General features: G+C 45.7%; 23 protein-coding genes and 1 riboswitch. Of the genes, 19 read left to right on the forward strand and 4 right to left on the reverse strand.

The genetic code is table 11. The features are described 5' to 3' along the window. Positions 1-6 precede the first annotated feature (6 nt). Positions 7-945, reverse strand: coding sequence for an MBL fold metallo-hydrolase (locus NST25_RS07480; protein ID WP_076220328.1), 939 nt, complete (start codon positions 943-945; stop codon positions 7-9). A gap of 150 nt (positions 946-1,095) precedes the next feature. Next, positions 1,096-1,203, forward strand: a riboswitch (guanidine-I (ykkC/yxkD leader). A gap of 84 nt (positions 1,204-1,287) precedes the next feature. On the opposite strand from NST25_RS07480, the gene NST25_RS07485 reads away from it, so the two are divergent. From NST25_RS07485 to NST25_RS07495, 3 genes are all read left to right on the forward strand, one after another. Next, complete coding sequence (locus tag NST25_RS07485) at positions 1,288-1,650, forward strand: multidrug efflux SMR transporter (RefSeq protein WP_036675723.1); 363 nt, start codon at positions 1,288-1,290, stop codon at positions 1,648-1,650. After that, positions 1,651-1,965, forward strand: coding sequence for a multidrug efflux SMR transporter (locus NST25_RS07490; RefSeq protein WP_076125196.1), 315 nt, complete (start codon positions 1,651-1,653; stop codon positions 1,963-1,965). Positions 1,966-2,100: 135 nt separating this feature from the next. Continuing rightward, on the forward strand, positions 2,101-3,000 hold the full coding sequence (locus NST25_RS07495) for an aldo/keto reductase (protein WP_076307070.1): 900 nt from the start codon (positions 2,101-2,103) through the stop codon (positions 2,998-3,000). A gap of 631 nt (positions 3,001-3,631) precedes the next feature. Here the strand turns inward: NST25_RS07495 and NST25_RS07500 are convergent. After that, positions 3,632-4,705 carry a M42 family metallopeptidase gene (locus tag NST25_RS07500; RefSeq protein ID WP_076125194.1) on the reverse strand — a complete coding sequence of 358 codons (1,074 nt, stop codon included), beginning with the start codon at positions 4,703-4,705 and terminating at the stop codon, positions 3,632-3,634. A 562-nt stretch (positions 4,706-5,267) separates the two neighbouring features. On the opposite strand from NST25_RS07500, the gene spoVAC reads away from it, so the two are divergent. The 16 genes from spoVAC to NST25_RS07580 all read left to right on the forward strand — a co-directional run bounded on the left by spoVAC (position 5,268) and on the right by NST25_RS07580 (position 18,220). Then, on the forward strand, positions 5,268-5,771 hold the full coding sequence (spoVAC, locus tag NST25_RS07505; RefSeq protein ID WP_076125192.1) for a stage V sporulation protein AC: 504 nt from the start codon (positions 5,268-5,270) through the stop codon (positions 5,769-5,771). Then, a complete protein-coding gene (gene spoVAD / locus NST25_RS07510; RefSeq protein WP_340393700.1) occupies positions 5,768-6,799 on the forward strand; it encodes a stage V sporulation protein AD in 1,032 nt (343 codons plus the stop codon). The genes spoVAC and spoVAD overlap by 4 nt, the downstream gene beginning before the upstream one ends. Positions 6,800-6,801: 2 nt before the next feature. Next, a complete protein-coding gene (spoVAE, locus tag NST25_RS07515; RefSeq protein WP_036675923.1) occupies positions 6,802-7,152 on the forward strand; it encodes a stage V sporulation protein AE in 351 nt (116 codons plus the stop codon). A gap of 155 nt (positions 7,153-7,307) precedes the next feature. After that, positions 7,308-8,264, forward strand: coding sequence for a MoxR family ATPase (locus NST25_RS07520; RefSeq protein ID WP_076125188.1), 957 nt, complete (start codon positions 7,308-7,310; stop codon positions 8,262-8,264). Between the two features lies 1 nt (position 8,265). Then, complete coding sequence (locus tag NST25_RS07525; protein ID WP_340393702.1) at positions 8,266-9,510, forward strand: DUF58 domain-containing protein; 1,245 nt, start codon at positions 8,266-8,268, stop codon at positions 9,508-9,510. A gap of 1 nt (position 9,511) precedes the next feature. Next, positions 9,512-11,752, forward strand: a complete 2,241-nt coding sequence (locus NST25_RS07530) for a transglutaminase domain-containing protein (protein ID WP_248547715.1) — start codon at positions 9,512-9,514, stop codon at positions 11,750-11,752. 87 nt (positions 11,753-11,839) lie between these two features. Further along, the gene (locus NST25_RS07535; RefSeq protein ID WP_036675921.1) at positions 11,840-12,361 is read left to right on the forward strand and encodes a YqeG family HAD IIIA-type phosphatase; all 522 of its coding nucleotides are present in this window, start codon (positions 11,840-11,842) and stop codon (positions 12,359-12,361) included. Between the two features lie 2 nt (positions 12,362-12,363). Continuing rightward, positions 12,364-13,491, forward strand: coding sequence for a ribosome biogenesis GTPase YqeH (yqeH, locus tag NST25_RS07540; RefSeq protein ID WP_076125182.1), 1,128 nt, complete (start codon positions 12,364-12,366; stop codon positions 13,489-13,491). 17 nt (positions 13,492-13,508) lie between these two features. Beyond that, positions 13,509-14,381, forward strand: coding sequence for a shikimate dehydrogenase (gene aroE, locus NST25_RS07545; RefSeq protein WP_076307066.1), 873 nt, complete (start codon positions 13,509-13,511; stop codon positions 14,379-14,381). A gap of 67 nt (positions 14,382-14,448) precedes the next feature. Beyond that, a complete protein-coding gene (yhbY, locus tag NST25_RS07550) occupies positions 14,449-14,742 on the forward strand; it encodes a ribosome assembly RNA-binding protein YhbY (protein WP_036675703.1) in 294 nt (97 codons plus the stop codon). 36 nt (positions 14,743-14,778) lie between these two features. Further along, complete coding sequence (locus NST25_RS07555) at positions 14,779-15,381, forward strand: nicotinate-nucleotide adenylyltransferase (protein ID WP_076125178.1); 603 nt, start codon at positions 14,779-14,781, stop codon at positions 15,379-15,381. After that, on the forward strand, positions 15,353-15,931 hold the full coding sequence (gene yqeK, locus NST25_RS07560) for a bis(5'-nucleosyl)-tetraphosphatase (symmetrical) YqeK (protein ID WP_076125176.1): 579 nt from the start codon (positions 15,353-15,355) through the stop codon (positions 15,929-15,931). Before NST25_RS07555 ends, yqeK begins: the two co-directional genes overlap by 29 nt. Next, complete coding sequence (rsfS, locus tag NST25_RS07565) at positions 15,928-16,275, forward strand: ribosome silencing factor (RefSeq protein ID WP_036675699.1); 348 nt, start codon at positions 15,928-15,930, stop codon at positions 16,273-16,275. The genes yqeK and rsfS overlap by 4 nt, the downstream gene beginning before the upstream one ends. Next, entirely contained in the window at positions 16,272-17,195 is a 924-nt protein-coding gene (locus tag NST25_RS07570) for a S1-like domain-containing RNA-binding protein (protein WP_036675697.1), read from the forward strand. The genes rsfS and NST25_RS07570 overlap by 4 nt, the downstream gene beginning before the upstream one ends. A 56-nt stretch (positions 17,196-17,251) precedes the next feature. Then, on the forward strand, positions 17,252-18,022 hold the full coding sequence (locus NST25_RS07575) for a class I SAM-dependent methyltransferase (protein WP_038569469.1): 771 nt from the start codon (positions 17,252-17,254) through the stop codon (positions 18,020-18,022). A gap of 36 nt (positions 18,023-18,058) precedes the next feature. Further along, positions 18,059-18,220: a hypothetical protein gene (locus tag NST25_RS07580; protein WP_175617354.1), complete on the forward strand. Its 162-nt coding sequence runs from the start codon at positions 18,059-18,061 to the stop codon at positions 18,218-18,220. A 758-nt stretch (positions 18,221-18,978) separates the two neighbouring features. On the opposite strand, the gene NST25_RS07585 is transcribed toward NST25_RS07580, so the two are convergent. Together NST25_RS07585 and NST25_RS07590 are read right to left on the reverse strand one after the other, a co-directional pair. Next, positions 18,979-19,137, reverse strand: a complete 159-nt coding sequence (locus tag NST25_RS07585; protein WP_036675694.1) for a hypothetical protein — start codon at positions 19,135-19,137, stop codon at positions 18,979-18,981. A gap of 132 nt (positions 19,138-19,269) precedes the next feature. Next, entirely contained in the window at positions 19,270-20,226 is a 957-nt protein-coding gene (locus NST25_RS07590; protein WP_036675692.1) for a winged helix-turn-helix transcriptional regulator, read from the reverse strand. Positions 20,227-20,413: the final 187 nt, after the last annotated feature.

A 20,413-nucleotide genomic window follows, 5' to 3' on the forward strand; every position in this document is an offset into this window, starting at 1 on the left:
CAAAAATTAGTTACTAGCTGCTTTCGCCAAAAACTCAAGATTTCTGTAAAAAATACTCCCATAATTCCAGCCCAGATAAGGCTCGGGAATTTCTATATGGTTCACATCCACATTCATGTCTTCGCGTATCAATGATTCGCTAATATGGATTATATCATTTATATACCGTTTTATTTGCTGTAGATAATGTTTTTGAGTAACGGGCCCATGACCGGGAACAATTATGTTCACATCTAAGCGCTCGACATAAGTAAGTGCCTCCAACCAGGATAAGGGATTACCGTCTACTACTAATGGATGATTATCAACTGCGACAATATCTCCAACAAAAGCTAAAGAATCGGATGGAGAAAATAGAATAGAATCGCATTCCGTATGGGCAGTACCCACCGATAGGAGTTCAACGGTCCTTGCCGAGCCATGTATAGTCATTTTGCGGTCATAAGTTAGTTGGGGAAGGGTTACTTCAAGCGTTAGTATAGACTCTTTGATTTCTTGTAAATAACCTATTTGCGAAAGGAGCTCTCGTTGTTTGGAATCGTTCAGTTTGAGCTCGAGAGATGTATTAAGCTTCGTAAGATCTTCTTCAAGATTAGGAAGCAGTTTCTTCATTCGGGCAAGCCAGTCTGGTTGAGTTTTTATCATGAGCTCTCTAGTTCTACTGGAGGATATGATTACTTCATCCGAGAAGAATTGGTTCCCTCTAACGTGGTCTCCATGCCAATGGCTGTTGACGATGTATCTGATAGGTTTATTAAAATAATACAGAGCGGCATCCCTAAGATCTTTGCCAGCTTGTGGAGTGTTGAATGTATCAAAGATTAATGTGTAATCACCCATATCTATCAAACCGGCATTACTCATGGCTCCGCCTTGCTCCTTCGCTTCAAGGCAATAAATGCCTTCCACTAGAGGGACGCAGTTAAAATGTCTGGAAAGAAACATGAATTAACCTCTTTTCCTAGATAATCGAATGAAATTGATATCTATTTTATAATTTTATGGAATTTTATACTGTGATTTAATTACGCTAGTAATAGAAAAAAGGTTGCTTTTATACGCCCGATTTGCTACCATACGATGTAACTTAATCATTTATTTGTTTTCTAGGGTTCCGCAGCGGGTGCACAGCTGGTCTGGTCCGAGGGAAAACGCACGAACATTAAGTTTGTGTCTACACGGAGGGATAAAAGCCCGGGAGGTATCGCCATTTGGCGATGACCTTCCGGGCTTATTTGTTTGTCCGTGGGCAATCATAAGTTATGGAGAATTGAAGGAGGGCTTGAAATGAAAAAGAATTCAGAGTGGCTGAAGGTAGTTGGCGCTGCGATTTTCGAAGTCATGTGGGTCATAGGTTTAAAGCATGCTTCAAGCGTGTGGGAGTGGCTGATTACAGTTGTAGCCATAATCATAAGTTTCTATGTCATTATTTCAGCAAGCAGTAAATTACCGGTGGGTACCGTATATTCTGTATTTGTTGGGCTGGGGACGGCAGGAACAGTCATTGCGGACATGGTTTTATTCGGTGAACCCTTCAAGCTAATGAAGCTGGTACTGGTGGTTATTTTGCTGGCAGGAGTTATAGGTCTGAAAATGGTAACTAACGAAACCAAAGATATCAAAGAAACTGAAATAAAGGGGGAGTCTTAAATGGCATGGGCATTTTTGGTTGTTGCAGGATTGTTTGAAATGTTCGGAGTGGCTATGATCAACAGGTTGAATAAATACCGGAATCTGCAGTCGTTTTTGCTGCTCTTCCTTGGTTTTGGAGGAAGTTTTCTTTTTCTATCATTTGCAATGAAAAGTTTGCCTATGGGCACAGCTTATGCGGTATGGACGGGGATCGGTGCATCCGGTGGAGCGATTTTGGGGATGCTTTTATATGGGGAGGCCAAAGACTGGCGGCGGGTTATCTGTATTTTTATGATACTGGGAGCCGCAGTGGGGCTGAAGTTGATAGCGTAGTTAGCAACCAATTTGTTGCTTTTTCTCTCCTAAAGGAAAGATAAGTTATAAATTAGACACGATTCAGATGTTTCGAAAGGGTCATAAAGGTCGTATAAAGTAAGTATACAATTTATCGGTAAGGAGATTTTTACAATGACTAAGGATTCAATCGAGCATTTGGCTGAAATTGTGAAAGTGAACCGAGCTAACCGCATGCTGCTTCCAGACGGTACCTCTGTGCCTAGAATAGGACAGGGAACTTGGAATATGGGTGATGATGCTTCCCGTAGAGAGGAAGAAATTGCTGCTCTTAGATTAGGCGTGGAATTAGGCATGGATTTGATAGATACGGCGGAGATGTATGGGGAAGGAAACTCAGAGCTTTTAGTAGGTGATGCTATTAAAGGTATTCGGGATGACGTTTTCCTGGTATCCAAAGTATACCCACATAATGCCGGCAACGAGAATCTTATTCGCAGCTGTGAAGAAAGCTTGCAACGACTGAATACGGATCATCTGGATCTCTATTTACTGCACTGGAGGGGAGATATTCCGCTTGAAGTGACTGTGGAAGGCATGGAGAAACTGGTCTCTCAAGGTAAAATAGCAAGATGGGGTGTATCGAACCTTGATGTTGACGATATGAAAGAGCTGCTTAGTATAGCTGGGGGAACTCACTGTGCTATGAATCAGGTGCTGTATCATTTAGGGTCGAGAGGCATCGAAGCTGAATTGCTGCCATGGCAGAAAAGTCACCGCATGCCCGTAATGGCGTACTCTCCGCTTGCACAAGCAGGCGCGCTCCGCAAAGGGGTTATCGAGAGTGAGGCAGTTCAGGAAATTGCCCGTATTCATAACGCAACCCCACTACAAATTATGTTAGCTTGGACGATTCGCGAGGAGGAGATCATTACGATTCCGAAAGCTTCTTCACGTGAGCATGTAATTGAGAATGCTGCTGCAGGTTTAATTACGCTGAGTGAAGAAGAAAGATGGAAGCTGGATGAGGCTTTCCCGATACCTTCGTGGAAAGTGCCACTGGATATGAGTTGATATAGCTGTCTGAGAGTAGCTAAAGAGCTCGCCGTTGAGGCGGGCTTTTTTATATGAAAAGAGATAGGGGGAGTCTCTATAGGACACAGATGATCTTAAACGCAGAATTATGCCACTTTTGGGGGGATATCGGACACCATAGTCGCTATTAGCATGAATGACACCGATTATGAGCCCATTTCTCTGGAATAGTGTCACTGAGGTCCGCAACTTTACTCAAAAGGCTCTAAATTAGCAAATAGCGTCATCTGAGTCCGGAAGCAACGTTGGGAGCGTAAGCAATAAACAATGTGTCGCCGTAAGCAAGCAACTTGAGAGCGTAAGCAATAAACCACGTGTCGCCGTAAGCAAGCAACTTGGGGAGCGTAAACAATAAACAACATGGGGCCGTAAGCAAGTAACTTGGGAGCGTAAACAATAAACAACGTGGGTTCGTAAGCATCATGGGTCCGTCGTAGTACCAATGGCGGGATCAGCGGGCAATGGGGTTCATAAGCACAATTGGTTTTTAGAAGTAATATCGGGGTTTGTAAACACCACTGGGGCGCAAGTGACACAGGTCCGTAAGCCCCGACCCAAAAAAGAGCAGCAATCCTTCAAAAAGGATCGCTGCTCTTTTAAAAATAAGAACTTAGCTGTTCTCAATAATCGTTTGCAGTGTAGTGCGGTCGAGGCCTTCTACCAGTTTAACTAACAGCTCTTTAGCAGCTTCGTAGTCATCGCTATGAATAACTGATGAAGCGGTATGAATGTAGCGAGAGCATATTCCGATGACTGCGGAAGGAACGCCGATTCCACTTACATGAACCTGACCTGCATCTGTTCCACCTTGGGAGACAAAATACTGGTATTTGATCTTGTGAGTATCCGCTGTGTCTTGTACATATTCGATTAAGCCGCGATGTGTAACCATCGTAGGATCATAAATGCGCAGTAGAGCGCCTTTACCCAAATGGCCAAAGGCTTGGCTATCCCCGGTCATATCGGCAGCAGCGCTCGCATCCAAGCCGAAGAAAATGTCTGGGGACAGAAGATTAGCGGCTGTACGTGCTCCACGAAGTCCGACTTCCTCTTGTACAGTAGCACCAGCATAAACAGTATTAGGCAGCTTTTTGCCGTGTAATGACTTAACCAGCTCAATGGCGAGGCCTACACCGTAACGGTTATCCCACGCTTTAGCCATGATTTTTTTAGGGTTGGCAAGTGGGGTGAACGGACAGATCGGCAGTACTTGTTGACCTGGTCTGACGCCAAAGCTTTCTGCCTCTTCACGGCTGTCTGCACCGATATCAATATACATTTTGCTAATTTCGCCCGTCTTGCCGCGTTCTTCTGCGCTTAGTAGGTGGATAGGCGTGCTGCCAACAACACCGGTCAATGTGCCTTTTGGTGTAATGATTTGGAGACGCTGGGAAGCAACAGCAGAAGCAAGCCATCCGCCTAGCGGTTGAAAACGAATCATCCCGGTGTTAGTAATTCCGGTGACCATAAAGCCCACTTCGTCAAAATGTCCAGCGACCATAATTTTTGGCCCGTTTTCCTCACCGCGCAATACGCCGAACAGACTTCCGAGACGATCCTGCACGAACTCTTCGGTATAAGGTGTCATAGCATCCTTGACGTAAGCGCGGAGTTCGCGCTCAAAGCCCGGGGCTGCAGGGAATTCGGTAAGTGTTTTGAATAGATCCAATGTTTCTTGATTCATTTGAAATCACTCCTTTATTAAAATATAAGGACGTATAAGCTTTGCGTTATACATCATCCTTATAGTTTTACGAGAAACGGTTGCGATCCAAAATGGACGACAACGTTATTTCTTCCTGCCACTTAGTATGAACATTGTGAGCTCACTTGTCCATGCTAAAGAGACAATGAACACCCGGTGAACGCTCCGCGAATACAATGCAATAGGGGCTCTGGTGGCAGGAGCTTTAGAAAGGATGCGAAGGAAATGAGGGTAGCAGGTAGTGTACCCAAAAGAAGGGTGCAGGGAGGATACTCCAAAAGAAACCTAAAGGTTAGCGGAGCGCGCAGACGTTACTGGCGCCACAACTCTCTGGAAAAGGAAGCAGTGCTTATTCTTGTGCTGTTCTTGCTGCTGATAGTTGTGTTACTGTATTTTTCCTGAATTGGAGGGACATAACGAAGCGGGGTATGGCAAACAATAAGGAAAACTTCTAAGCGAAGAAACAACTTGAGGGGCTCAAAGTGAGTACTACTATGATGCTTGTCAGCCCCCTTCGCCTAACTTTCAGGAGGTGCCCTCAATGCCGGCGAAAACGAAAAAATCGGGTGTCAAGCTGAAGCTTGATACCCTGACCCCGCAAGATTACGAGAAATTGTCCAAGCCCTTTGTACCCGCTAGGCCCGTATTCAAAAACTGTGTGCGAGCATTTCTTGCTGGCGGCCTAATCTGTGTAATTGGACAAGGGATTCAGGAGGCTTATATGGCAATATTCGATATGACCTCCAAAGAAGCCGCAAGTCCAACTGTAGCGACGATGATTCTACTTTCTGTAATCCTGACCAGCTTTGGCGTGTATGACAAACTGGCGCAATGGGCCGGTGCAGGAACTGCGGTTCCGGTTACTGGTTTTGCAAACAGTATGTGCTCAGCAGCTCTTGAACATCGTGCGGAAGGACTTGTGCTCGGTGTGGGCGGCAATATGTTCAAGCTGGCGGGTTCAGTCATCGTATTTGGTGCCGTTGCTGCTTTCATAATTGGTATCGTCTATCTCTTTTTAGGCGTTGGCGGAGGTGCACATACATGAAACAGCTTGGCAGTCAGACTTGGGAGTTCACGAGCCGTCCCGTTATTTTAGGCTCTTCCGCTGTAGTGGGTCCTGAAGAGGGAGAGGGTCCATTAACGTCAGATTTTGATTTTATATTTGATTCCTTGGAAATGGGTGAAAAAACATGGGAAAAGGCTGAGCGGACTCTTTTCGAAAAAGCCTCCCTACTGGCACTGATTAATGCAAACCTGGATAAGGAGAAGCTGGAGTTTTTTGTTGGCGGAGATTTGATGAACCAGATTATCAGCAGCTCCTTCGCGGCAAGAAAATTAGGTGTGCCTTATCTTGGAGTTTTCGGTGCTTGCTCCACTTCCATGGAGAGCCTTGCAATTGCCTCTATGATCGTTGATTCCGGAGGCAGCAAATACGTGCTCGCGGGAACATCCAGCCATAACTGTACGGTGGAGAAGCAATTTCGTTATCCTACCGAATACGGTTCACAGAAGCCGCCAACGGCGCAATATACGGTCACAGGCTCGGGCTGTGCTGTAGTAGGACAGAATGATGGGACTGGCAACAATCCGGTAGTGGTCTCGGCTACCCTTGGTCGAATAATGGATCTCGGTTTGACAGATCCTTTTAATATGGGAACAGCGATGGCACCGGCTGCGGCGGATACGATCACTGCGCATTTTCGGGATACCGGACTATCCCCCGGGCATTATGACTTAATTGTTACAGGTGATCTTGCATCTGTAGGCTTGCCCATTGCGAAAACCTTATTAGCTAAAGAAGGGATTCCAATGGAGCAAACAACCTTTGATGATTGTGGTTTGCTTATCTACGATTTGGAGAAACAGAAGTATGTGATCGCTGGAGGAAGTGGTTGCGGGTGTTCCGCGGTAGTGACTTATGGTCATATACTCAAGCGTATTAAAAAAGGTGAACTAAAACGGGTGCTGATTGTGGCAACTGGAGCCTTATTATCCCCATTGTCATACCAGCAGGGAGAGAGCATTCCGTGTGTGGCTCATGCTGTTGCTATAGAAAGTGGAGGTGGAGTTTAATGATGATTTACTTATGGGCTTTTCTGATCGGAGGAGCCATTTGCGTTATAGGCCAGCTGATGTTTGATGTATTGAAGCTGACACCTGCACATACGATGAGTACATTAGTTGTAGCCGGAGCGATTGCTGATGCTTTTGGCATCTATGATCCACTTGTGAAATTTGCGGGTGCGGGCGCAACCATTCCAATCACAAGCTTCGGTAACTCTTTGGTCCATGGAGCATTGACAGAGCTGGAAAGGGATGGCTGGATCGGTGTAGTTACAGGGATTTTTGATATCACGAGCGCAGGGATTTCGTCAGCGATTGTGTTCTCTTTCCTGGCTGCATTGGTTGTTCGGCCTAAAGGATAATGGGATTTTAGCGATTTAGATTAGAACCTGCGGGACATTTTGTCCTGCGGGTTTTTGGTTTGTTTACACTTCGTAAGCTTCAACAATGTACTTTGGGTCCCCTAATCATGTAAAATATAAATATTACTGCTTATTCTGACCTAGGAGGATCATATATGCCCGTTCGTCAAGAATCAATGCACATCATGAATGCTGTCCGTAATAATCTAGAATCCTGCATACTTGGAAAATCATTTGAAATACAATTGCTGCTAACAGCGCTGCTTGCCGGTGGTCATGTTCTGATCGAGGATGTACCGGGAACAGGAAAGACCCAGCTTATTCGCGCACTTTCCAGATCAATGTCCGGAGAGTATCGCCGGATACAATGTAATCCGGATATTCTTCCGAGTGATATTACCGGTGTATCTGTGTATCATCCGAGAGACGAGATGTTTCATTTCCGCCCAGGTCCAGTGATGACGAATATCCTGCTGGCCGATGAAATTAACCGAGCCACCACAAAGACACAATCCGCCCTTCTGGAAGTGATGGAGGAACGAAATGTAACCGTAGATGGGGAGACCTATCCGCTGCCGCATCCATTTATGTTGTGCGCCACCCAGAATCCGATAGATTTTGAGGGAACCTACACGCTGCCGGAAGCTCAGTTGGATCGGTTTATGCTAAGAATTAGTCTTGGTTATCCTGATGCAGCAACCGAAAAAAATCTATTGCTGAGCCATCAAGAAGGTCAACCAGTGGACAGGCTTACGGCTGTCACTAGTATGGAGCAGATCGCTAGTATTCAGGAGGAAATTCGTGAGATTTATATGAGTGATCCTGTACTGAATTACTTGTTAGATATTGTGCGCCAGACAAGAGAGCATCCGCTTGTATTGCTCGGTGCAAGTCCACGAGCTTCGTTATCGTTTATGCTGGCTTGTAAAGCTTATGCTTTCTTACAGGGAAGAGATTATGTGCTTCCAGATGACGTAAAGGTGCTTACTCCATTTGCCTTGGGTCATCGTATATTGCTGCGTCCAGAGTCGCGCCTAGATAATGTTAGCGTAGATTCACTGCTTCAAAAGCTTCTGCAGAGCATTCAAGTGCCTGTTACGATGAGGCAATAATATGAGACGTTATTTGTCTACGGTGGCAGCTCGCATTCAGCCTACTAAGTTCGCCAGCATCCTTGTAATTTGGAGTATTACTCTCTTATATGTACTATTTCAGGGCGGTAAAACTGCATTTATGTTGTTTATTATGGTCTCTGTACTTATTGCATATCTGATTGCTGGAGGTTTGGGAGGCGTTCGGCGGGCTAAGGGTGTTCGCAGTTTTTATGCCGAACAGGATAAGGGAGATTTGCTCTCTGCCGGTGGGTATCTTCGTGTAGGTCTGAAGGTCACAATCCCGGGGATTTTGCCTTTACCTTATGTAGTTGTTAGGGAAGTTCTGAAACGGCATAATGGCGAATCCTGGGTATTTGAGGAAAGCCTGATTCCCAGCCTCAGAGGACTTGGGGAACTGCGGTTTCAGACACCAGTTCTCGAACGGGGCACTTATACATTTTCAGATACGGATATCATCAGCCAAGATATTTTTGGCCTTGTTGAGCATAAAGGTACTTTTCTGGCTGAAGGCCAGTTTCAGGTGTTGCCTCGTGCAATCTATGTTCCGCGGTGGCAGTTATATGAAAGAAAATCCCGTCTTTCTGGGCCACAGACCTCTGTTGTTCAATCACGACGTGAGACTACCCAAATTAACGGTGTACGCGACTACGTATATGGCGACCGCCTAACACGCATTCATTGGAATGCAACGGCAAAGACAGGCTCGTGGAAGTCCAAAGAGTTCGAGCATGAGTCGATTCCCAAGACCATTCTAGTTCTGGACGGCTCTGCTTCTGCTTATACGAATTCGAATCAATTTGAACTCGCAGTCTCCGTCGCAGCCTCACTACTTGGATTCGGCATTCGAGAGCGAATTGGGATCGGTCTTTGCTGTTTGGATAAGACCACGAAGGTATTTGCACCTGTTGAAGGTGCTGCTGAGCGTCAGAAAATGATTCAATATTTGATCGATCTTAACGCCGAAGGGCACGGTCCACTCATATCCCGTTTGGAAAAAGGTTACCGTATGTTCCCTAAAGGCTCATACTTCGTGCTAATTAGTCCTCAACGTGGTCAGCCTGTACTGGATGCACTACGTTGGGCTGACAGCAGAGGGATGACTCCGTCGCACATTCATATAGGGAATTTATCAGAAACGAATAGCAGCACAGATTGGACAGACGTTCTAAGATCACGGGGGATTACAAGCTACAGCATTAGCTCACTGCAAGAGCTTCCCATAGTATTAGGAGGGGAAGTCTGATATGAGAAACTGGTGGAATCAGATGAAATTCTCCTGGCACCGTTCTTTAGGTCTATTGTGGCTTTTGATTATAGCCCACCAGTGGGTCTCTTATACGGAACCTATCTGGTTAAGACAGACAACTGCTGTTGTGTGGGCTGCATTAATAACGATCACTGTTATTGAAATCATAATTCCTGTAAAAGTTCAGATAAGGCTCTTTATTGAAGCGGCAGCTATTATTTATATCGTTTATCGGATACTTATCAATTATGGTATATACGTTGCTGATCCTTGGGCAACAACCCTCCCGGACAGACTGCAGGATATTGCAGTTCATATGGTGCCCTATATCTGGTTTGCTCTCGGAGCCTCAGCCCTGCTGCTGTTGTCGTCTTGGTGGGTATCCTCAAAAAGACGTATTTTATGGTTTATAGGAATGAACATAGTGGCCTTGGCTGCCTTGGATTCCTTTACATCTATTGTTTTGTGGCAGGAAGTAGCCTGGACGGTATTTGCGGGGATGGGCTGGCTGGTCAGCCAGCATCTGAGAAGCTTCCAGCTTCAATATCCGCGTGGTTGGGTGCATCTGCTGAAATATCCCACGAAAATAGTCATTAATATTGCCATCGTCTTCTCTTTGGTCATCCTAATTGGAGTGAATATGCCTGGGGTAAGGCCTACCCTAACCGATCCTTATACCGCTTGGCAAGAATGGAATGGGATTGGGAAGTCTTCTGGGAAGGGCACAGTTGGGACCACGAAATCTGAGATGGGTTCTGTCTCCCCTACTAACAATACTTCGTCAGGCTACAGTCTGAATGATGATCAACTAGGTGGCGGCTTTACCTTCGATTATACACCGGTGATGACAGTGGTTTCTGATTTGCGTATTTATATGCGGGGAGAAACGCGCAGATTATATTCCGGAAGAGGTTGGGTCGATAGAGATCGGTTAAATCGGGGACCTCTAGAAGCGGTGGATGTAGGTGAAGCTTTAGAGAGCAGTGTGGGTTCTAAAGTAAATACACGAACACTGAAACAAACAGTAACCGTGCTTAATAATAATGAATTTCCCGTACTATTTGGCACTTATTCAGTATCTTCGGTGGATTCTTTAAATGGGGAAAAAGTTGGAGATGGACTCTCCTGGAGAAGCCGAGACAGCGAGCTGATCTGGGATGTGGATGGGAAAAAACTCGCTTATCCGTCTACTTTTGAGGTGACGTCTGAGGTTCCTGTAATTCCTGTTCAAGAATTGACAACAAAGACGTATGAGGAGCTATATAAAGGGAACGATTTGGAGAAAATGTTTCTTCAACTACCTAACGATTTTCCTAAAAGAGTCAGGGAGCTGGCTGAGGAAATCACGGCTGAAGGAAAAACGCCGTATGAAAAAACAGCGCTTTTGCAACAATACTTACAACAAACCTTTCCATATACCAATAATCCAGATATATCACGTGTCACAAGCAACGATTTTGTAGAAGGGTTTTTGTTTGAGTTAAAGGAAGGTTACTGTGATTATTATTCTACGGCACTGGTTACTATGGCGCGCTCTCTGAACATCCCTGCACGATGGGTTAAGGGGTACGCACCTGGGGAACAGCCAGAAATCCCAATGAATCCGGCACAACAGCAATCCGGCACAGTGAATAATAACTATACAATTACCAATGCGGATTCCCACTCTTGGGCTGAGGTTTATTTTGGTGATTATGGTTGGATTCCAGTTGAAGCTACACCTGGATTTAATATTCCGCTTCTAACTCAGAGTGAGCAAACCCCTGAAGTCGAGCCAGAAGATCAAGAAGAGCAGGCAGAACCTACACCAGCGCCTGTGAATAATGCACAAGAAGATCAAGGGTTTCATGTAGGTCTATGGGTTGTTGTGGCAGCTGTAGTGGTTTTGCTGTCCTGGGCGATTTTTATAGTTTGGCATAGACGCTTTAAGCTTCGCTTCTTCATGCAGCAGCTGCGCAATGGCCGGCCTTTAACGCCAGATCAGAAAGTAGTGGTGGAAACTGAACGTTGGGTAAGGTATTTGCATCGCAAGGGAATGCTAAAAGAAGAACACGAAACTTTACGTGAAGCCGTAGATCGCTGGAGTGGAGAACGGCCGGCAGTGGCTGATCATCTATACTCACTACTAACAATGTTCGAAAAGGCGAAATATAGCCCTGAGGTTATTGAAGACAAAGACTGGCAGAGCGTGTATACTGAAGCTTTGTGGGTGCGGAGAAAAATGAGATCCAAGAAATAACACTTTGCGTGAAAGTATAGCTACAGATTTATTTGCGATGCGCAAGGAGTATGTTATAGTTTTTTGTATGAAATCGAGGTGAACGTATTGTTTGAAATGTTAGTTCCCAAACTCCGGGTGAATACGGTATTCGATATTGCTCTGGACGAGCTGTATAGACAGGGATATCGCGGAATCATCACGGATCTGGATAACACACTGGTCGGTGCCAAAGCGCCTGTGGCTACTCCGGAGCTGTTGTTATGGTTCGAAAAGGTGAAGGAACTGGGCTTTAAGCTCATCATCGTATCTAACAATAACATGGAACGGGTGTCCCGCTTTGCAACACCGCTTAATATTGAATTTGTGCACCAGGCTCGTAAACCGAGTAATGCTCCTTTTCTCAAAGCGATGAAGCAGATGGAGCTGCCCCCTGAACAAACGATTGTGGTGGGAGACCAAATGCTTACTGATGTATACGGCGGCAATCGCCTTGGCCTGTATACTGTTTTGGTACTGCCAATCTCCGTCAAGGACGAGGGGTTCGGCACAAGGTTTAATCGCCGGGTAGAGCGGGTTGCTCTGACACGGCTTCGCAAAAAAGGATTGTGGCACGAGGAGGATAAATAGTAATGAACGAACAAAGCGAAACACAGCGTCCTGAGAAGTGCAGCGGTTGCGGCATCAAGCTTCAGACGGAACATAAGGATCAACCAGGATACCTTCCGGAGGTTGCACTTGAACGGGACCCGGTGATTTGCCAACGCTGTTTCCGGATTAAAAATTATAATGAGGCTTCATCTGTTTCGGTGAATCAGGATGAATTTCTTCGCCTGCTGAGTGGAGTAGGAGAGAAGAATGCGCTTGTTATTCATATTGTCGATATCTTCGATTTCGAAGGCAGTCTGATTTCCGGCCTGCAGCGGTTTGTTGGCAATAACCCTGTTATTCTTGCAGTGAATAAATGTGACTTGCTGCCGAAGGTTACAAACTGGAACAAGTTGCGTAACTGGATGCAGCAGCGCTGTAAAGAGGAAGGCTTGCGGACGGCTGAAATCGTACTTTGCAGTGCGAAACGCAATCAAGGTTTTGACCGTTTGCTGGAAGCCGTAACGGAGTTGCGCGGTCAACGCGACGTATATGTAGTAGGAGCTACCAATGTGGGCAAATCCACACTTATTAATCGTCTGATTTCGGACTATAGCGATTTAGAGCAGGAGTTAACGACTTCACGTTACCCTGGCACAACACTCGATACGGTCAAAATTCCACTGGATGACGGCCACTACATTATAGATACTCCAGGGATTGTGTATCCTTGGCGTTATAGTGAATTAGTTGAGCGTCAGGATCTGGATGCAGTTATGCCTGCCAATCCTTTGAAGCCGACAGTCTATCAGTTGAACGAAGGACAGACTCTTTTCTTCGGTGGATTGGGACGTTTTGATTTCGTACAAGGCCCGCATCAATCCTTCACTTGCTTTATTAGTGGTACTTTAAAAATCCATCGCACGAAGCTGGAACGCGCAGATTCCCTCTATCAGGATCATCGCGGTGAAATGCTGTCTCCACCGGGAAGTGACCGGATGGACAAGCTGCCACCTTGGCAGCGGCATGAGTTCCGGATTAACCGGGGCAGCAGAGCCGATCTGTATATTTCGGGTCTGGGCTGGATTAAGGTTAATGGAACTGAAGGTGCAGTTGTGGCCATTCATGTTCCGCGTGGTGTGAAGGTGCTTACCCGCCCTTCGATGATTTAACGAGGGAGGATAATCTATTGTCTACAACTGCAGTCGAAGGCTACAATAGCGGTAATATTCTACTCGGTGTAATGGGAGATCCTATTATACAATCCAAATCTCCAATTATGCATGAAGCAGCGCTGCAAGCGCTGGGAATTCCGGGTGCTTATGTACCGCTTCACATCCGCCCGGAGAAGCTGGGCGATGCGGTGCAAGCGATCCGTACGCTTGGTTTCCGTGGAGTGAATGTGACGATTCCGCATAAGGTTGCGGTGATGCAATATTTGGATGTATTAGATGAGAGTGCAGTAGCCGTTGGTGCAGTCAATACGATTGTTAATGATAACGGAGTGCTCACCGGATATAATACGGATGGGATCGGTTATGTGCGTTCGCTCAAAGCGGAAGCTATTTCTGATTTGTCTGGTGTGAAGATTATGGTTATCGGGGCCGGTGGAGCAGCAAGAGGAATTGTTGCCGCACTACTTCAGGAGAAGCCTTCTTCAATCATTATTGCTAATCGCAGTGTTGATAAGGCAGAGGACTTGGCGTCACAGTGCCGGAGCAAAGGGAATGTCATCGGGATTAGCATGAACGAAGTAGCAGAAATGCTAAGTGGTGTAGACGTGCTGATCAATACTACCTCCGTAGGTATGTATCCTCATATGGATGAGACACCGATAGATCCTGGACTGCTTCGTAAAGGAATGGTCGTAAGCGATCTGATTTATAATCCGCTGCGTACGCGGCTATTGTTGGAAGGACTCGAACGGGGCTGTACGATTCATGGAGGCCTTGGTATGTTTGTCTATCAGGGAGCTTATGCACTGGAGTATTGGACAGGGCAGCCTGCACCTACGGAAATCATGCGGCAGACCATTCTCGATTGCTTGGGTGGAAATGAGTAAGAAATGGATTCATCAACTTAGGGTAATAATAGGTAATAATATATGTTAATTAAGGAGTTATTCATTTATGTTAACTGGTAAACAAACACGGTATCTTCGTTCATTGGCGCACCATCTCGATCCTATTTTTCAAGTGGGCAAAGGTGGAGTAAATGATCACCTCGTACGCCATATTGAAGAAGCTATTGAGAAGCGCGAGCTTATGAAGATTAGTATACTGAGCAATAATATTGAGAATCCCAAGGAAATTGGCGCTGCTCTGGCTGAACAATCGGGTTCTGAGCTTGTGCAAGTGATCGGTAAGACTGTCGTTCTATACAAAGAATCACGTGATAACAAAACCATTGAGCTGCCGCGTTAATAGCTGTAAGTATACCTTACCGAGGAGGTCGTCCTCTTGAAAGTTGGAATTATGGGAGGTACCTTTGATCCTCTTCATATCGGTCATATGATGGCAGCGGAAGCCGCAAGAGATACTTATGGTCTGCAAGAGGTATGGTTTATGCCTTCACATATCCCGCCTCATAAACATGAGGCGGGTGTATCTGGAGAAGACCGACTAGCCATGGTGCAGGAAGCGGTGAAGAATCACGAAGCTTTTTGCACATTAGATTGGGAAGTTGTCAGAGGTGGCGTCTCCTATACCTATGAGACCATAAGACGTCTGCAAGAGGAGTATCCGCATTTCGATCTTTATTTCATCATTGGAGCGGATATGGTTCAGTATTTGCCGAAATGGAACGAGATTGAAGAACTGGTGCAGCGGCTTACATTTATTGGTGTGGGTCGTCCGGGGACACCTCTTGATCTAGATGCATTGCCAGACTTTATAGCAAAAAAGGTATTGCTTGCAGATATGCCACTGGTTGATATTTCGTCAACGATGTTAAGAGAACGGGCGGCAGCAGGTAAATCTATTCGTTATATGGTTCCAGAGGCAGTGTTCGATTATGTTCAAAGGAGTGGATTGTATGGCATACAGCCGCGAAGCACTGATTGAAGCGGTCTCCGCACAGATGCCTGATAAGCGCTGGAAGCATACACTCGGCGTGATGGAGACATCTATTCAACTGGCGAAGCAATATGGTGCTGACCCTGAGCGTGCAGAGACAGCAGCAATTCTGCATGATGTGGCTAAGTATTGGCCGGTTGAGCGTATGAAGGAGATCATTGAACAAAATCAATTAAATTTGGATCTTCTGGTGTATGACAAGCAGATGTGGCATTCGGAAGTAGGCGCCTTTGTAGCTGAGAAAGACTATGGGATTACGGATCCTGATATTATCAATGCGATTCGTTTCCATACCTCAGGCCGTGAAGACATGAGTTTACTTGAAAAGATCGTCTGCCTAGCTGACTACATCGAGCCTGGGCGTGATTTTCCCGGGGTTGATAAGATACGCGAGAAGGCACAAGTAAGTTTGGAAGAAGGATTAGTCGCTGGGTTCGATTCTACGATTAGTTTGTTACTGGAGAAACGCCGGGTGATTTTCCCCTTAACGGTACTGGCGCGTAATGATTTAGTTAGAATATTGGAGGATAAAATATGAGTGTACAACCAAGCAAGCTGTTAGAACTGGCCCTTAAGGCTGTTGAAGATAAAAAAGCAATGAACGTCGTGGCACTAGATCTACGTAATGTTTCACCAATCAGTGATTACTTTATCGTATGTCACGGTAACTCGGATATTCAGGTACAGGCGATCGCTACCGAAGTCCGTAAAGTGGTTCATGAAGCAGGCGGAGTGATCAAAGGGATTGAAGGCATGGATTCAGCACGCTGGGTGCTGATGGATCTTGGCGATGTTATCGTTCATATATTCCACCGCGATGAGCGTGAATATTACAATATCGAGCGTCTGTGGTCCGATGCCAAGGTTGTGGAGACTGTATGAGCCTGATTGCAGGAACTACGGTTACACTTCATGTAGAGCGGGAAGTTTCCCCATACGGATTTTTTCTGAATGCTGGAGACCAAGATGTTATGCTGCATTATACGGAGCTGACAGAGAAGGTAAAAGCCGGCGATAAAGTTGAAGTTTTCATTTTCTTTGATACCGAGGACCGTCTTGCGGCAACGATGAAAAAACCATTTCTGACGCTGGGCGAGATGGCGTTATTGGAAGTGGCTGATATTCATCCGCGTCTGGGCTGCTTTTTGGAGATGGGTCTTGGACGTCAGCTGCTGCTGCCTATCCGTGAGCTTCCAGAGCTTCCAGAGCTGCGTCCGCAGGTTGGGGACTATGTGTTTGCGATCATGGAGCATGATAAACAGGGGCGTCTGCGTGCCAAGCTGGCCGGAGAACAGGAGCTTGCTCCTCTAGCTCTGCCTGCACCTGAATCTTGGATGGGACAGACTGTAACAGCCCGAGTGTATAAGCCGCTGCAAATGGGTACTTTTGTACTTGTGGATGCGGGTGTGCTAGGCTTTGGGATTATCGGTATGGTCCATTCCTCGGAGCGGAGCCGTCTGCTGCGTCTTGGTGAGCAGTTTGAAGCACGTGTCTCTCATATCCGTGAAGATGGACGTGTTAACCTTTCTATGGGTCTTCGTAAAGAAGTGGGGATGGATGTAGATTCCGCCGCACTTTTGGAGTTCTTAAATGCTCGTCCAGGTGGAGCGATGCCTTATTCGGATGCTACGCCGCCAGATATTATCAAACAACGGTTCGGAATCAGTAAATCCGCCTTCAAGCGTGCACTTGGGAAGCTGATGAAGGAAGGCCATATTACTCAAAAAGAGAACTGGACGTATCTTGTTGCTAAGGATAATGAAGAAGGAACAACCGAAGGGCAAGAAGAAACGACGGATTAAGCTTACGATTCAATAGACGGAATTTATAAAATGTTGTTATAGAAAGCGGTGTAATTGTGTCTTCCTATGGGAAATTTGCTTATGTATACGATGAGCTTATGGCAGATATGCCGTATCCAGATTGGATATCCTTTGCTGAAGCCGCATGGAGTAAATACGGCAAACCGTTAACTGTAGCCGAGCTTGGCTGCGGAACAGGAAGTATTACAATTCCTTTGGCGGGTTCAGGATATCATATGACCGGAATCGATTTATCTTCTGACATGCTCTCAGTGGCACAGCGCAAAATGGAGGAGCATCCCCAGGGACGGCGTTTTTTGCGCGAAGGCAGTGTTCGTTGGATTAGACAAAACATGAAGGAATGGGAGCTTCCGGAGCTGGTGGATTCTGTAATTTCCTTTTGTGATTGTCTGAATTATGTGTTGGAAGAGGATGACATCAGCGCTGTTTTTGCCAGTACCTATGCAGGGTTAAAGCAAGGCGGAACCTTCCTGTTCGATGTGCATCATCCAAACACACTAATTCGTTATGAAGAAGAACAGCCCTTTATTCTGGACGAGCCATCTGTTTCTTATATTTGGACTTGTGAGATGGATGTTCCACGCCGCGAAATTGAACATCATTTGTCCATTTTTGCCCGTGAAGACGGACATAGCGATCGCTATCGCCGATTCGAAGAGACCCATATTCAGCGCGCCTACGATCCTAACTGGATGAAGGAAGAGCTGCTTAAGGCTGGGTTTAGTGATGTGAAGATCTACGCCGATTTCGAGTGGGTAGAGGCAGAAGATGATGCTGAACGATTATTTTATGTAGCTATAAAATAATTATTCAAAATGCTAAGAGGGGCTGTCCCATAAGCTATGAAAATAGCTGCTGGGACAGCCCCTTTTTTTGACTTTAGCTTATTGCTGGCGGAAGCGAGTGGAATGCTGCTGTTAGAAGCACATAGGTTGACGCTGCCGGAAACAAGTAGGTTCCCGCAATTGAATGCTCATGCATTGCCGCTTTGCGGAAGCGTGTAGGTTCCCGCAATCGAATGCTCATGCATTACCGCTTTGCGGAAGCGTGTAGGTTCCCGCTATCGAATGCTCATATATTGCCCATTGCGGAAGCGTGTGGGTTGCCGCTATCGAATGCTCATGCATTATCTTTTACGGAAGCGTAGGTTCTCGCTCTCGAATGCTCATGCATTACCGCTGTCGTAAACATGTAGGTTTTCACTACCCAACACTCATGCATGCACAACTACCATCAGATATACGTATTAGTAGTAGCGATCGGACCCAGCAGACCTTATACGCAGCATTTTCCAATATTTTGGGTGCTATCGGACTCCATTGCAGCTATTGGCTTGAAAAACGTCCAATATTGGTCATTTTCCAATGGATAGCGTCACTGGAGTCCGAAAACATGCTCCAAGAGCTAAAAATATGCAAATAACGTCATCTGGGTCCGTAAGTCACGTAAGCCGCGTAAGCCAGTAAGCCGCGTAAGCCACGTAAGCCGCGTAAGCCACGTAAGCCAGTAAGCCGCGTAAGCCACGTAAGCCACGTAAGCCAGTAAGCCACGTAAGCCGCGTAAGCCACGTGAGATACGTGAGATGATGGAGACAAGGTTGGAGCAACCAGCTAGCGCCCCAAACATAAACAGCGGTTCTCCGATATCAGGAGAACCGCTGTTTTTTTATGACGTCATCCGTTGGAGCAGATTGTAATTGCGCCAACATAAGAAATACAAAATAAACCGGGCAGTGTTCATACCACCCGGCATCTTCCAATCCTTACCGATGCTCAAACAGATCAATGGCACCCAATACGACATGAGCCAGACCAAATCCAAGTACGCCTGTTGCTGCCATCTTATACTTGCTTCCAAGAAAAGCGGCGCTAGAAGCGGTTACGACGGTTCCAAGAACAGCGGGAATTAGACCTTCACGCATTCGAAACACTCCTTCTCGGTGGTTTGGGAGACAAAGTTATTATGGTTCAATATCGAAAAAATATACGAAGCACAAAAAGACCCTAAATCAGCGTTAGCTGAATCTAGGGTCTTTTTATTTAAGCAGGGTTGGTTACTCTGCTATTATAACAGCGTTACGAGGGAGGCCCTCTCCAACTTCATGTACATCATACAACACACGTGCCAGTAGGTCCTGGCTATAATTGCCGAAATGTTTTCCGTAAATCGTGAGTCCGCGTTTGTTTGTAGGCTTGTCGGTTACTGCGATACGGAATGTGAGTTCACTTTTGTAATCCAATTGGATATCATCAAGGGTCACGTCAGAAATCCGACAGCCATCAATAAAGCTGCCTTCATTATTGATACGGATCAGCTTCAGCATACCGTATTGGTTTAGGTGCGGAGGCCACCAATCGGGGTTAAATGTTCCCCGGGTATCTCCGAAATCGCCAGGGCTAGTCCAGAATCCGATTTCAATTCCATTTAAATAGAAATAAAGGTCGGACGGATAGTTATCGTTAGACCCAGGAGCTTCAGAGCCGATCTCCATCGAGAACTGAATTTCGCGGAACGTTTGGTTGGCTTTAAGGTAGTTCGGAATTCTATATTCGAGGAACCCTTCGGCCATCCAAATAATTTCGGATTCAATTCGCTGCGGATCTGCAAAATAACGCGGCTCGTCGAAATCCCCGATGATGCTGTCTTTGGTAGCCAGTCCACAAGTTGGAACAGCCTGATAGTTGCTGTAATGACCTACTTGAATTTCTACTTCGTAAAGATTATCAACATCCTTGCTGCGAAGGTCAACAATAAGCTTGTCCTTATTTAAATAGCAGACCTTTTGAATACCGTGTTTACCCACTGATGTGTTTATCTCAATGAGACCGCTTTCTTCTAACTTTTTAATATGCATGGTGATGGCGCCGTTGCTGAGGTTCAGTTTTTTGGCAATTTCATTAAGGTTCAAGGCTTGATTGGTGGCAAGGAGCTCTAAAATGAGGATTCTGATTTCTGAGCTTAGTGCCTTAAAAATTTCTAATCCACTCATTAAATCTTTAATATAGATCATTTTATCAATACCTTCTTCCGATTACGTCATAAATTATACTATTTTATAAAATTATAAACTAATAAGGCATATAAATAAAGTATACTTCCTTATTTTGTAGAATGTACGAATATAAGAGGGGTTTTTGGCATGATTTTTATTTGATTTAGTAAAATTTAAACGAATGAAGAATTAATCTAAAGAAAAA

The sequence above is a fragment of the Paenibacillus sp. FSL E2-0190 genome (genome assembly GCF_037992965.1).
Classification (GTDB): domain Bacteria; phylum Bacillota; class Bacilli; order Paenibacillales; family Paenibacillaceae; genus Paenibacillus_AQ; species Paenibacillus_AQ odorifer.

Excerpts from the sequence above, each read along its gene's own strand:
- NST25_RS07570 (WP_036675697.1), top strand. The coding sequence starts at position 16,272 with ATGAGCCTGATTGCAGGAACTACGGTTACACTTCATGTAGAGCGGGAA.
- NST25_RS07520 (WP_076125188.1), top strand. The coding sequence starts at position 7,308 with ATGCCCGTTCGTCAAGAATCAATGCACATCATGAATGCTGTCCGTAAT.
- NST25_RS07525 (WP_340393702.1), top strand. The coding sequence starts at position 8,266 with ATGAGACGTTATTTGTCTACGGTGGCAGCTCGCATTCAGCCTACTAAG.
- spoVAD (WP_340393700.1), top strand. The coding sequence starts at position 5,768 with ATGAAACAGCTTGGCAGTCAGACTTGGGAGTTCACGAGCCGTCCCGTT.
- yqeK (WP_076125176.1), top strand. The coding sequence starts at position 15,353 with ATGGCATACAGCCGCGAAGCACTGATTGAAGCGGTCTCCGCACAGATG.
- NST25_RS07580 (WP_175617354.1), top strand. The coding sequence starts at position 18,059 with ATGAAAATAGCTGCTGGGACAGCCCCTTTTTTTGACTTTAGCTTATTG.
- NST25_RS07590 (WP_036675692.1), bottom strand. The coding sequence starts at position 20,226 with ATGATCTATATTAAAGATTTAATGAGTGGATTAGAAATTTTTAAGGCA.
- NST25_RS07495 (WP_076307070.1), top strand. The coding sequence starts at position 2,101 with ATGACTAAGGATTCAATCGAGCATTTGGCTGAAATTGTGAAAGTGAAC.
- NST25_RS07500 (WP_076125194.1), bottom strand. The coding sequence starts at position 4,705 with ATGAATCAAGAAACATTGGATCTATTCAAAACACTTACCGAATTCCCT.
- spoVAE (WP_036675923.1), top strand. The coding sequence starts at position 6,802 with ATGATTTACTTATGGGCTTTTCTGATCGGAGGAGCCATTTGCGTTATA.
- NST25_RS07480 (WP_076220328.1), bottom strand. The coding sequence starts at position 945 with ATGTTTCTTTCCAGACATTTTAACTGCGTCCCTCTAGTGGAAGGCATT.
- NST25_RS07490 (WP_076125196.1), top strand. The coding sequence starts at position 1,651 with ATGGCATGGGCATTTTTGGTTGTTGCAGGATTGTTTGAAATGTTCGGA.
- yhbY (WP_036675703.1), top strand. The coding sequence starts at position 14,449 with ATGTTAACTGGTAAACAAACACGGTATCTTCGTTCATTGGCGCACCAT.
- NST25_RS07530 (WP_248547715.1), top strand. The coding sequence starts at position 9,512 with ATGAGAAACTGGTGGAATCAGATGAAATTCTCCTGGCACCGTTCTTTA.
- rsfS (WP_036675699.1), top strand. The coding sequence starts at position 15,928 with ATGAGTGTACAACCAAGCAAGCTGTTAGAACTGGCCCTTAAGGCTGTT.
- NST25_RS07485 (WP_036675723.1), top strand. The coding sequence starts at position 1,288 with ATGAAAAAGAATTCAGAGTGGCTGAAGGTAGTTGGCGCTGCGATTTTC.
- NST25_RS07585 (WP_036675694.1), bottom strand. The coding sequence starts at position 19,137 with ATGCGTGAAGGTCTAATTCCCGCTGTTCTTGGAACCGTCGTAACCGCT.
- yqeH (WP_076125182.1), top strand. The coding sequence starts at position 12,364 with ATGAACGAACAAAGCGAAACACAGCGTCCTGAGAAGTGCAGCGGTTGC.
- spoVAC (WP_076125192.1), top strand. The coding sequence starts at position 5,268 with ATGCCGGCGAAAACGAAAAAATCGGGTGTCAAGCTGAAGCTTGATACC.